Genomic DNA, 12,193 nt, shown 5'->3' with positions numbered 1-12,193 from the left:
TTTTTCAGGGGTTTGCATCAGTCCTCTGTTTCAGAGCATTGCTGCAGGTCTTTGCTTCCGGGTCTTTGCTTCAGCCGCGGAACCGGGTAGATATGAGCGGGAGAATATGGTAAACTTGATGCAGTGGCAGGAAACGCTATATAAGATGATTATGGAGAAAGACGAGGGTATTATGATCAAAAAAGAGACAGTAACAAAGACGGATTTATTGAAGGTATTGGACCTGATGGAGGCATCCGGCATACAGTACTGGCTGGACGGCGGCTGGGGTGTGGACGTGCTGGTCGGGAAGCAGACCAGGGAGCACAGGGACGTAGATATCAACTTTGATGCCCGGTGCACAGACGTATTGCTTGACACCTTGGTTTCCCGAGGTTATGAAATCGTGACAGACTGGCGCCCGGTGCGGATTGAACTTTACCACCCGGAGCTGAGTTATGTGGACATCCATCCATTTGTAATCAATGATGATGGAACTGCAAAGCAGGCAGACCTGGAAGGCGGATGGTACGAATTTGAGGCGGATTATTTCGGAAGCGCGGTTTTTGAGGGCAGGACCATACCGTGTATCTCGGCAAAGGGTCAGAAAGTATTCCATACAGGGTATGAACTCAGGGAAGTGGATAAGCATGACATCCGGAATATCGACCATTTGCTTGCTGTTCAAGCCAGCAGCAGGGATGAGACAGGGGGCGATGTATGCCAGGCAGAAAAATAGGGGGAAAGTTGTCTGCGTATTTGAGAAGAAAACAGGAATCCAGGCCGCCCAATCCGTCTAATACATATGAACCATTGTCGGACGCCCATGCCGCATACCTAAAGGATTTAGTTAAGCGGGCAGGAAAAAAGGACGGTACGCGTGAAATTTTCGGTTCGTCCAAACATGGATACAAACTGAATCCCACCGTGACACGGGAGGAGGTCAGGAGGTTTGAGGCGCGCTGGCACCTGACTCTTCCGGATGAATATGTATTTTTTCTCACCAAGGTGGGAAATGGCGGCGCAGGACCGTATTATGGCCTTTACTCCCTGGAAAATCTGGACCGGTACAACGAATATCTGGGGTTCTATGATGCCAGGGATAAGGAAGCCCTGCCTCCGTTCATTGACCGGAATATGAGTCCTGTTAACTGGGCGCGGGCCATGGAAGAGATGGAGGATATAAATGATGATAATGAATATGATGTCCGGATGAAGCAGGTCTGCTCCGGCCTGTTGGTCATAGGCACCCAGGGGTGCACCTACGATAATCTGCTGATGTGGAAGGGGAGCGAGAGAGGAAAAATTGTATATATAGACTGGAATATGGAGCCGGAATACGGTCCCTTTTTAACGGGTCTCACATTTCTGGAGTGGTTTGAGCAGTATTTCCTGGAAATTCTGGCCGGGCATAACCTTACATCCTATGGTTATATCAGCCTTAAATCCCAGCAGGAACTCAGAAAGGAGTATGGGGGAGCTGTTCTGACAGAGGACAAGCTTAGGATTCTGGCCGGATTCCATAAGTTTACAGAGGCGGAGCCTGAAACAATTGAGCTTCTGTTACAGCGGGACAGACCGGAGACAGATGGGGCAAAGGGAGAGCTGCTTTTTAAACTGGCGCCAATGAAAGGGCTGAAGATGTTTGAAGAAACTATCGTTGGAAACCATCCCCAGGGAGCCGTGGCCTGCGCCAGGAGAATGCCGGACCAGTATAAGGACCGGTTTTACGGGAAAATGCTGGGTCTGCTGTACCGCCCTGATATAAAGGACAAGGCCCGTATCTTATTTTTTCTGGGAGACTGCAGTAACAGGAAGGCTGCGGATTTAAAGGGATTTGCAGAAAATATGGAAAACAGCAGCGAGGACAGGAGTACAGCTGTTTACGTGATGGGAAAATGCCCGGATAAACTGGATTTTGCGGAATTTTTTGCAAAACGGATGCAGGGGGAGGATTACTGGCTGGCCCACGCCGCACTGCAGGCAATGTCCCGGACTCCCTGTGCGGAGCTGACAGATACATATGAGTGGATGTGGAAGCGATATGAGGGGGACCGCATGATGCGCTCCAATCTGCAGATTGCATTTGAGGCAAATGGGATTGAGAAGAAGTAGAACCATTGATGCAGAACCGGCTCAAGGATGACCGGAAGAGATATACCCTGACGGTATGTATCTGAATGATGGTGAACCCAGGCGCAACACTGTTGCATATATCCCCCTCTCTTTGTTGCAGATATGTTACACAATTGTCAAAGTTGCTTTTTAGGCTGTTATTCCTTTTTGCCGGAAACCTTTGTATTTAAAATGGATTTCCCTGTTTTTTGTTCATTTCTTTATGAGGCTGGTTTTGGCATCATATTTGCTAATATAGTTAATAGCAGCAGATTTGTCGAGTAAGCGTGGGAAATAAAATACAAAACAGAAAGGAATTGCACAGTATGGATTACACAACTTTATTGAAGAACAGCGGCGGGAAAAAATCGAGAGTAGGAATCATTGGTGCGACTCGCGGTTATGGCTATACATTGTTAGCACAGATTCCAAAGGTTGATTTAATGGAATTGAGGCTTATTTCTTCACGGCATGCAGCTGAATGTATAGAGGTGCTTACCGGATTGGGGTATGATAAAGACAGCATTACCGTATGTGAGAATAAAGAACAGGTCCGGGATGCGGCCGGGGATGCAGTGATTATTGTAAATGATTACCGGCTGGTATTGGAAAGCGATATAACAGCTTTGGTCGAGTGCACCGGCAATACGGCGGTAAGCTCGGAGGTTGCAGAAAATGCCCTGAGGAGGGGAATCAATGTATATATGGTTTCCAAAGAAACGGACAGTGTGTGCGGACCGGTATTAAACCATATTGCAGACCAATACGGTACGGTGTACTCTCTTGTAAACGGGGATCAACCGCGAAATCTTCTGGATCTTTATTCATGGGGAAAGATTTTGGGGCTGGAAATCGTAGCTGCCGGAAAAGCCAGCGAATATGACTTTGTCTGGAATCCGGATACCTGCGAGTTCATCTATATGGAAGGAGAGGAAAAGCCGCATGAGATTATGCCGGAGCTCAGGGAGTTTTGGCATTATGAAGGACGGGAAACACTTGAAGGGCGCCGTAAGGTTTTAGAGAGATACATGGCTGTCATTTCGGCGGATCTTTGTGAAATGAATCTTGTATCCAATGTTACAGGACTGCTTCCTGCGGATGCACGCCTCAATTATCCGGTTGCAAAAATCAGTGAGCTGGCAGATATCTTTATTCCGGAAGAAGATGGAGGAATTTTAAAAAAAACAGGAGTCGTGGATGTGTTCTGTAACTTACGGGCTCCGGATGAGGCAAGCTTTGCAGGCGGTGTATTTATCATCATAAGGTGCGGGAATGAAACTGTGTGGAAACTGCTTACAAGCAAAGGACACGTGGTCAGCCGCAATGGTAAATATGCCTGTGTCTATCTGCCATATCATTATATGGGCCTTGAAACGCCCCTGTCCATTCTTCTGGGAGATATATTGGGAATAGGTACTCATGGCGAGTGCCGCCAGGTTTCTGTCATGACAGGGGTTGCCCAGAGAAATTTGGCAAAGGGAACCATCCTGAAGGTACAGGGACACCATCATTCCATTGAAGGCCTGATACCTGAGTTATGGGAACTGAAGGAGGCAGGGAATGTTGCGCCTTTCTATCTGCTGAATGGTATGGAGCTTCTTGAAGATGTAATGGCAGGGAGTCCCATAACAAAGGATGTAGTGGATTTGTCGGGGAGTCTGCCATATGAATTATATAACAGGGGAATAAGGCTTTAGGGAGGTAAACTATGCCAATATTCGGATGTGTAGCCGATGATTTTACAGGCGCCAGCGACGCCGCTTCATTTTTGGTAAAGGGAGGCATGTCGGTCCAGCTCTTTAACGGAATTCCGGCAAAAGGAAGCAGGGTTGGGGAGGGAATACAGGCCATTGTAATAGCGCTTAAATCCAGGACCCAGGATACCGGGGAGGCAGTGGCGGATACCCTGCGGGCTCTGGGGTGGTTAAAGGAGCAGGGGGTTGAGAGGTTTTATCTGAAATACTGTTCCACCTTTGACTCTACTCCGAAGGGGAATATCGGCCCTGCTGCCGATGCGGCCATGGAATTTCTCGGCGTGTCCTATACGGTCCTGTGCCCGGCGCTTCCGGTCAACGGACGGGTGGTAATGAAGGGGGAATTGTATGTGGGCGGTGTGCCTCTGCATGAGAGCCCCATGAAGAACCATCCTCTGACCCCCATGTGGGACGCCAGAATCGCGAATCTGATGAAGCCCCAGAGCAAGTATTCCTGCGTGGAGCTATGGAAGGAGCAGATGGACAGGCCGGCAGATGAAATCCATGCCATGCTCTCGGATCAGGCGGACACACAGGAGCATTACTATGTGATACCGGATTACCAGGATATGGAGGATGGGGAGCGGATTGTGGAGCTGTTCGGGGATTTGGCCCTGCTGACAGGAGGGAGCGGGATTCTGGAGCCGCTGGCAAAGCATCTGAGCCGCCGTCAGGATATACTGCCGGAGCTTGATATTCGGGCAGAAGGAGCCGCCGTCCTGATTGCGGGAAGCTGTTCCAGGGCTACCCTGGAACAGATTGCCCATTTCCAAACCCACGGCGGATTCAGCTATAAGATGGATCCCATGGCTATGCTTGAGGGCAGGGAGTCTCTGGAGGACGCATGGAGGTTTGTGAGAGAGAACTGGGGAACACCAGTGCTTATTTACAGCTCCGATACAGCCCGGAACGTGAAAGAAGTGCAGCAATATGGACAGGAGCGTGTGGCTGAGATGTTGGAACAGGCAGCCGCAGAGCTGGCGGAACGGGCAGTAGCCCATGGAATCAGGAGGGTGGTGGTGGCAGGAGGGGAAACCTCGGGCGCGGTAACAAAACGGCTGGGATTCTCTTCCTACAGGATTGGCGCCAGCGTTGCGCCCGGAGTGCCGGTAATGGTGCCCATGGAGAATGAGGCGCTTCGCCTGGTATTAAAGTCCGGGAATTTTGGACAGGAAGATTTTTTTGTGAGAGTATTGGAGATGACGCAGACGGAGGATGGAAAATGATGGATAGGGAGTTAGCGCAGAAATTAGATGATGCGGTCTGGATTGGAAGGAGCCTGTTTGAGCGCAGCAAGACATCTGGTTCATCGGCCAATATAAGCTTTTTCCACAATGGAACGATGTACATCAGCCGGAGCGGAAGCTGCTTTGGTACCCTGAAGGCGGATGAATTTGCAGTCATGGATATGAACGGTGCAAGTCTGAGCGGCAGCAAGCCCAGCAAGGAATGGCCCCTGCACCTGAAGGTATACCAGAAGAAACCGGGAACAGGCGCGGTCATCCATACCCATGGCACCTATGGGGTACTGTGGAGTTTTGTGCCTGCTGAGGACGAAACAGACGTAATTCCGGATCATACCCCGTATCTGAAGATGAAGCTGGGTAAGGTGGGACTGGTTCCTTATGAGAAGCCTGGTTCCCAGGCACTGTTTGACGCCTTTGAACAGCGTGTAATGGACAGCGACGGCTATCTGCTGAAACAGCATGGGGCAGTGGTGCCGGGAAAAAGTCTGATGGATGCCTTCTTCTGTCTGGAAGAGCTGGAGGAAAGTGCCAGGATTGCCTGGATGCTGAGACAGGCTGGAATGAGGTAGAGGCGGATTTTGACCGCACCCGGATTGTTTCTGTGAGGTGTTGGATGTTTTGGATTGTAGATAAGTTATCATGCCGGGCCCTGGAAAACCAGGGCTTTTTTGGCGGCCGGCTGCGGCCTGGCGGCGCCCGGGGCCTTGTCTTTATGCCGTAGTACTGCGCTATGTCTGTTTAATCTGCAGGGCGGCCATTTTTGGGATAGCAAGTCAGCTGAATACGTGATAAAATAAATAACAGCAAGCTGTACAGCAGAAATGGGACAAAAGAAGGAGCTCTGATATGAAAAATGCATTACAAGCAGGAAAAAAGATAGCAGGAATGGCGTGTATCCTGGTCTTTGGGTGCTTGTTGTCTGTGCTGCCATGCAGCGATGCGCAGGCAGGTGAGGGGGATCAGGATAAGGCACAGGGACCGGACAGGATACTGCGGGTGGCCTACCCTGAGCTGAAGGGGATGTCGGAGACAGATGAGAATGGGACCAGACACGGTATTGTGGTGGACTATCTCAATGAGATAGCAAAATATACGGGCTGGCAGTATGAGTATATTGATACGGCTGCAGAGGACATAATTCCGGAATTTCTGGACGGGCAGTATGATCTGATGGGCGGAACCTATTACCAGCCAGAATTTGAACAGTATTTTGCCTATCCGGACTACAATACAGGTTACAATAAATCCGTGCTGCTGGTCCGCCGTGATGATAAAAGCATTAAGACTTATGACTGGAAAAGCATGAGCGGTAAGACGATCGGAGTATATGAACGGGCTGAGGAAAACATACGAAGGCTCCAGGCATTTCTGGACCTCAATGGAATTGACTGTACCATCAGGTACTTTTCCAAAGACCAGTTGGTGGATGGGAACCTTTATCAGTGTCTTGAAGACAGAGAAGTGGATATGCTTTTGGGGAATAATGCAGATGTAAAGGGGAACCTCCGGGTAGTTGCGGAATTTGATTCCCAGCCGTATTATATTGTGACCACTCCGGATAATCAGGAGGTTCTGGACGGTATGAACATGGCCCTGGGCAAGATTGTGGACTCTAATCCGAATTTCGCAGAGGAACGGTATAATGCAAATTTTCCGGACAGCGGAATTGAGAGCATCTGTCTGAATGATGAGGAGCAGGCCTATATCCGCGAAAAACAAAAGGTATCGGTTGCAGTTGTGAAGGAATGGCATCCCCTGTTCAGCCAGGAAGAAGATACGGATATGCACAACGGCCTGATACCGGATGTGTTGGAGAAGGTAACTGAATTTTCAGGGCTGGAATTCAGCTACGAGTATACGGACACCTATGGGGATGCGCTGAATCTGGTAAATCAGGGCAAGGCAGATATATTAGGAGCTTTTCTGGGATCTGAGGAGGATGGGGCAGACATGGGGCTGGCTCTTTCCAAGGCATATGCATCCATGAGTGATATTATCGTCAGGAATAAGGGGGTCAGCTATCCCTCGGATGGATTGGTGGGAGCGGTCATTGAAGGGCGGCGCATGCCAACGGGTATAAAGGCGGATGAGATCAGATATTTTCCTGATGTCAGGGCGGCATTGCGGGCTGTGAACAATGGGGAGGTTGATTTCTTTTACGGAATCTCCACCAAAATCGAGCACGATATGCAGGCACACCACTATCCCAATGTTGTTCCCAATACCCTGGTTAATAACAGAAATGATATCTGTTTTGCAGTGACCAGGCCGGTTGACGGCGAACTGCTTCCAATATTGAATAAGTCGGTCAACAGCCTGAGCAGTGAACAGAAGACGGCATTGACAAACCAGAATATGATAACCATAGGGTCCCGATCTGCATCAATTGTGGAATTAATGTATGCCAATCCAGTGATGTTTGTAACGGTGACTGCATGTGTTTTCCTTGCCGTGATGATTCTTGTAATGGCAGCTGCCCGTTCCAGAATACGGGCAGCCAGGATGCAGAGCAGCCTGGAGAGGGCAGAGGCAGCTAACCGCGCAAAGGGTGAATTTCTTTCCAGGATGAGCCATGAGATACGTACGCCCATGAATGCCATTGTGGGGCTCAGCGACTTAACATCAATGATGGATGATGTACCGGAACAGGTAAGGGAAAACCTGGGGAAAATCCGGTCCTCATCCCAGTATCTGCTGAGATTAATCAGCGATATCCTGGATATGAGCCGTATTGAGAGCGGGAAAATGACAGTGTCAAATGAGGCATTTTCCATGAACCGGGCCGTGGAAGAGCTTGAGGACATGCTGACCGCAGAGGCTACGCGCCGCGGATTGGAGTTCACTGTAGAAAAGGACGTGGAAAACCGTACGCTTATGGGGGATGTTATCCGTCTCCAGCAGGTTCTGACCAATCTGGTTTCCAATGCCTTTAAATTCACACCGGCAGGCGGCAGTATCATCATGCGTGTGACCCGGACCAAAAGCACGAATCAGCAGGTGATCTACAAGTTTCAGGTGATTGATAACGGTGTGGGCATATCTGTGGAGAATCAGAAACGCGTATTCGGAGCCTTTGAGCAGGTGGGACCCAATTATTCCAAGAGCCAGGGAACCGGGCTGGGACTTACTATCAGCAGGACCATTGTGGGGCTGATGGGGGGAGAACTGAAGCTTAAGAGTGAGCTGGGCAAGGGAAGCGAATTCTATTTTTCAGCTGCATTTTCCCTGGCGGATTCGAATGTGGAAGAAGAAATAAAGATAAAACAGGAGAAACAGAAGGCTGGAGGGGTGGAAAGCAGCTGCCTGGAGCACATAAATATCCTGCTGGCTGAGGATAATGACCTGAATGCAGAGATAGCCACTGAGCTTCTGAAGATGAAGGGGGCCAGCGTGCGCAGGGCGGAGAACGGAAAACAGGCTGTGGAACTGTTCATGCAGAGCAGTCCCGGAACCTATCATGCCATTCTTATGGATCTCCAGATGCCTGAGATGAACGGCCTGGAAGCCTGCCGCGCCATCCGCAGAATACAGAGGCAGGACGCTGTTTCCATCCCCATCATTGCTATGACGGCTAACTCTTTTAAGGAGGATGCAGACGCGGCGGCTGAGGCGGGGATGGACGGCTTTGTGACCAAGCCTGTGGATGTGGAATATCTTTACCAGGTATTAGATCGCGTCCTGAGACGCGGGTAGCTGGCAAAAGCCGGCGGGCTGATTGAGGGCTGCCAGCGATTTTATGCCGGTTTGTGCATCCGGATTGCCGGGCAGTGATGCAGAGGTGATGCAGCTGCTGCCGTATGTTTTGAAGAAGTATTCTCTGGAGGAGAGATTGATGAAGGCTGTGTACTGGGTATAATCCGGTGTATTTCGGCTTGTGATGACCGGGCCCTTTGGGATACTGACACTTTCCATTATATGGAAACAGGTCAGCGCCGCTTCATCCCTGCCTGCCGGAATGGGAGTATGAGTCTTTAGAAATGCGGTCCTGACAAACCTGGAAGGAGGAGTATAATCACCGGGCAGGCCAAAGCCGCCGCCGCCCTGTCCGAAGGGGGTCAGCTCCAGGCTGCCCCAGGTCTGTGACTGCTCCTGTGTGGGGGAGAGATTCATGTAATTGCGCAGATTGGTCAGGTGCCACTGGAAGTCAGGGCTGTTGGAGAGAACACCTACAGGGTTATCCATGAGATGCAGGCCGTCAGCTGTCTTTTCAATGACCATGGATTTGCCGGTCCGGTCCGCCACGAGCCAGTGGAGCGGGGCAATGGTTCCGGTTATGGAGTCTTCGGCGCCAACGATTCGGATGGTGCGGAGAATGGATGCTGCTTCCTCCACGGACGCGCTTAAACCTAAGAGAAATCCCGTGAGTTCCAGTGCTGTGATGGCAGGCCGGGACGAATCCTCAGGGTCCGGGACATCATACTGGGCATAGCCGGGGAAATAGAGGACAGCGGCCCCGAAGCCCATCTCATTGACCCCGTCTGCAAAGACCACCGGGGATATGTCCTGCCCGATTCCCATGAAACGGTAACGGTTGCGGACCTGGTGGGTGTTCATGATATTATTCCATTGATAGCCTTTGGGAACAAAATACAGTTCAGGCTCAAGGGGATAAGAGAAATCCATGGTCCGGCCAAAATAAATGTCCCCCTGGGACGTCTGTGTGACCATAGCTGTGCACATGGGCAAAAACCTCCTTTATACGAAGTTTGCAGAAGATATGGTTATGTATATTCCGTTTGGAGGAGGAACATTCCCCGCCATAAGCGGTTTCATTAAATACAAGATTGATTTGGAGAAAAACATGGAATATCAATGGGATACAGTGACAGAGGAAGAACTGAAGCATTTATACTATGAGGAAGGCATGACGGACAGGAAGATCGCAGAACGGTTTGGGGTTTCCATGGGGAAAGTGGCCTATAAGAGAAGGAAGTATGGGATATCCATTAAAAATATGATATACCAGCAGTTTATGGATGAAAATTCGGAGCTGTTTGCACAGCTGAACGAAAATTCCAGAGAGCGGCTGCTCAGGGGGGAAAATATTGACGCCATTTCCAAGGCAGTGACTCATTACGCGTTCAGAAACGGCCCGGTTGAGGACATGCATGCCAATGGGCAGCTGTCCCAGCAGGATATGAAGACATTGAACAAATATATGGTCAACCGCATTGCTGGGCTGTTGGCTGCGGCTATGGACGGGAGCTGGCTGCAGCTGGAGCAGCTGTTTTCCTATTACCGATTTTTTGGCGGTGACTGGGATGCCGCGGAGCCGGATATGGGAGAGATGAAGCTTTTGATGGAGCGGTTAAAGAAACGCTGACAGATGTCTGGGAAAGGAGGCGGGGATGAACCGGATATTGATTGTGGAGGATGACAGGGACATCGCGGGCAACCTCCTGCTTCTGCTGAAAAAGGAAGGGTTTACGGCTGTTGCGGTGGGAACCAGGGAGGAAAGCCTTGAACAGATACGGCGGGAATCCTTTGACCTGGTCTTGCTGGATTTAATGCTTCCTGACGGAAACGGGTATTCTGTCTGCACTGCCATAAAACGGGAGGCTGATATTCCGGTTATCTTCCTGACGGCTATGGGGGACGAGGAAAGCGTGGTGACCGGATTTGAGCTGGGGGCGGATGACTATATTGCAAAGCCCTTCCGCCCCCTGGAACTGGTATCCAGGGTGAAAAACGTGCTCAGGAGAAGGGGCAGGAGCCGGTCCGTGCTGCGGGCAGGGGATCTGCTTGTGGACACTGTGAAGGGGACTGTAACCAGGGACGGACAGGAAATTATATTGTCAGCCCTGGAGTACAGGCTGTTTCTGGTCTTTTTGAACCGGCAGGGTGAAGTGCTGACCAGGAACCGGTTATTGGAAGAGATATGGGACATTGCCGGGGATTATGTAAATGATAATACCCTTACGGTTTACATAAAGAGACTACGGGATAAAATTGAGAAAGATCCGGCTCATCCGGAAATCATAGAGACTGTCCGGGGGAGGGGATATAAGGTGGGATGAGAGATGGCTGAATGGTTGAGAAATCCAGAGGTGAGGCTGCAGACGGGCATTCACGGAGTACTTCTGGTTACAGCGGCTGCGGCAGCCGCCATAATCTGGGATATAGGCTGTGCCCTGTATGCTGCCGCCCTCTGTCTGGCGGGCAGCGGAATATCCCTTTGGTTTACCGCAAAACGATATGACAGGCTTTTACAGCTCTCACGGGAGGTGGACCGGGTGCTGTACGGAAATGACAGCATGGCCGGCATACCTGACGAGGAAGGGGAGCTGGCTGTCCTGGCAAGCAAGATTTATAAGATGACCATACGTCTCAGGGACCAGGCAGAGGAGCTGAGGACAGACAAGGCATATCTTCAGGAATCTCTGGCCGATATATCGCATCAGGTAAAAACACCCCTGACTTCCATACACATGCTTCTGCGGCAGCTTAAGGAGGAAGAAAATGAACAGGAAAGGTCCAGGATATCCCGAAGCATAGGCAGCCTGCTGGCAAGGATTGAGTGGCTGATTGCGGCCCTTTTAAAGATGGCCAGTCTGGAGTCCGGTACCGTGGTCTTAAAACAAGAGATGGTTCTGGCCGGGGATGTGATTCAAAAGGCAGCAGAGCCTCTGGCGGTGCCCATGGAACTTAAGGGACAGCAGCTGATACTTAAAGGGCAGGAGGGCGCCCGGTACACAGGAGATTTTTTGTGGTCAGTGGAAGCGCTGGGCAATATTCTCAAAAACTGCATGGAACATACACCGGCAGGCGGGACAGTTACGGTCAGCACAGAGGAGAATCCTGTGTATACACAGATACAGGTGGAGGATACAGGCAAGGGATTCTCAAAGGCAGATCTGAAGCATATCTTTGAACGGTTTTACCGGGGGGAGAATGCCTGCGGTGACAGCGTGGGGATTGGGCTTGCCTTATCCGGTATGATTATAAAAGAACAAAAGGGAACCATACTGGCTTCCAACCGGGAGAATGGCGGGGCCAGGTTCTGCATCCGGTTTTACAAAGGAGCTGTATAGAGCGTGTTTGAATATTCATTCCCGCCATCTGCATGTCCCGGGGCGTTTTATGCCACGCTCCGGGGCT

General features: G+C 50.6%; 10 protein-coding genes. 9 read left to right on the top strand and 1 reads right to left on the bottom strand.

The features are described from left to right. Positions 1–172: 172 nt before the first annotated feature. The 6 genes from CGC65_RS25240 to CGC65_RS25215 all read left to right on the top strand — a co-directional run bounded on the left by CGC65_RS25240 (position 173) and on the right by CGC65_RS25215 (position 8,788). Complete coding sequence (locus CGC65_RS25240) at positions 173–718, top strand: nucleotidyltransferase domain-containing protein (protein WP_038281817.1); 546 nt, start codon at positions 173–175, stop codon at positions 716–718. Beyond that, positions 700–2,094, top strand: a complete 1,395-nt coding sequence (locus CGC65_RS25235) for an SMI1/KNR4 family protein (RefSeq protein ID WP_002565589.1) — start codon at positions 700–702, stop codon at positions 2,092–2,094. The genes CGC65_RS25240 and CGC65_RS25235 overlap by 19 nt, the downstream gene beginning before the upstream one ends. Before the next feature lie 326 nt (positions 2,095–2,420). Continuing rightward, positions 2,421–3,791, top strand: a complete 1,371-nt coding sequence (locus tag CGC65_RS25230; protein WP_002565588.1) for a hypothetical protein — start codon at positions 2,421–2,423, stop codon at positions 3,789–3,791. An 11-nt stretch (positions 3,792–3,802) separates the two neighbouring features. Next, complete coding sequence (gene otnK / locus CGC65_RS25225) at positions 3,803–5,074, top strand: 3-oxo-tetronate kinase (protein ID WP_002565587.1); 1,272 nt, start codon at positions 3,803–3,805, stop codon at positions 5,072–5,074. Further along, positions 5,071–5,664, top strand: coding sequence for a class II aldolase/adducin family protein (locus CGC65_RS25220; RefSeq protein WP_002565586.1), 594 nt, complete (start codon positions 5,071–5,073; stop codon positions 5,662–5,664). Before otnK ends, CGC65_RS25220 begins: the two co-directional genes overlap by 4 nt. Before the next feature lie 277 nt (positions 5,665–5,941). Continuing rightward, positions 5,942–8,788 (top strand): response regulator, encoded by a 2,847-nt coding sequence (locus tag CGC65_RS25215; protein ID WP_007035793.1) that lies wholly within the window; start codon positions 5,942–5,944, stop codon positions 8,786–8,788. Here CGC65_RS25215 and CGC65_RS25210 read toward each other — a convergent pair. Beyond that, entirely contained in the window at positions 8,762–9,775 is a 1,014-nt protein-coding gene (locus CGC65_RS25210) for a linear amide C-N hydrolase (RefSeq protein ID WP_002565584.1), read from the bottom strand. The two genes, CGC65_RS25215 and CGC65_RS25210, sit on opposite strands and share 27 nt — an antisense overlap. Positions 9,776–9,896: 121 nt before the next feature. Between CGC65_RS25210 and CGC65_RS25205 the strand changes: the two genes are divergently transcribed. From CGC65_RS25205 to CGC65_RS25195, 3 genes are read left to right on the top strand one after another with little or no spacing between them, the layout of a single operon-like run. Then, complete coding sequence (locus tag CGC65_RS25205) at positions 9,897–10,418, top strand: hypothetical protein (RefSeq protein WP_002565583.1); 522 nt, start codon at positions 9,897–9,899, stop codon at positions 10,416–10,418. Between the two features lie 25 nt (positions 10,419–10,443). Then, positions 10,444–11,112: a response regulator transcription factor gene (locus CGC65_RS25200; protein WP_002565582.1), complete on the top strand. Its 669-nt coding sequence runs from the start codon at positions 10,444–10,446 to the stop codon at positions 11,110–11,112. 3 nt (positions 11,113–11,115) lie between these two features. Beyond that, positions 11,116–12,126: a sensor histidine kinase gene (locus tag CGC65_RS25195; protein WP_002565581.1), complete on the top strand. Its 1,011-nt coding sequence runs from the start codon at positions 11,116–11,118 to the stop codon at positions 12,124–12,126. The last annotated feature ends 67 nt before the right edge of the window (positions 12,127–12,193 follow it).

It is taken from the genome of Enterocloster bolteae (assembly GCF_002234575.2).
Classification (GTDB): Bacteria; Bacillota; Clostridia; order Lachnospirales; family Lachnospiraceae; genus Enterocloster; species Enterocloster bolteae.
The sequence above is the reverse complement of the archived record's forward strand: the minus strand, read 5'-3'. Positions and strand labels throughout refer to the sequence as shown.